This is a genomic window from Arthrobacter sp. SPT-J7, from assembly GCF_059089965.1.
Window position 1 is genome coordinate 1 of record NZ_JBNHFF010000532.1, and the last position, 603, is coordinate 603.

The window sequence follows — 603 nt, forward strand, 5'->3', positions numbered from 1 at the left end:
CAAATCAAGGGCATGCTTCCGGCCGCCGTCAACGTGGAAGTCGCCGTACCGGATAAGGGCCCGGTCCAGGGGGATGCCCGCCGTATTAAGGGCCGAGCTGTAGCCGTCGATCCGGGCGAGAGAACACATCATGTCCTCGGGACCGGAAATGGCGGCAATGCGGGTATGGCCGAGTTCTATGAGATGGCGGGTCGCCATCATGCCTCCGGCCCAGTTGGCGGAACCGACCGAAGGCACGTCGGGGGCAGGATCACCAGCCGGGTCGATGATCACGAACGGGATGGAGCGGGCGTCCAGTTGCTGCCGGTACTCCTGCGGCAAATCCGAGAAGACAAGGACTACTCCCGCCGGCCGGCGTGCCATGACCCCTTCAATCCAATCTGTTCCGGGGGCATGCCTGGTGCCGCTCTCGGTAAGGATGACGCTCATGCCGTTCGCCTTTGCGACGTTCTCCACACCCCGGATGATTTCCAGCGCCCACGCACTTTCCAGTTCGTGGAACACAAGCTCCAAGAGTGCCGATTTAGATGCGCTAGTCTTGCGACGCTTATAGCCGTGCCCTTCGAGGAGCTCCTCAACTTTCGAACGTGTTTTACGCGAAAC

At 61.2% G+C, this 603-nt stretch carries 1 protein-coding gene; it reads right to left on the reverse strand.

Annotated features, from left to right (window positions below):
* Positions 1–504 (reverse strand): type 1 periplasmic-binding domain-containing protein (locus AC5RWX_RS34090; RefSeq protein WP_494100544.1); only part of this gene is annotated, 504 nt, incomplete at its 3' end.
* Positions 505–603 lie beyond the last annotated feature (99 nt).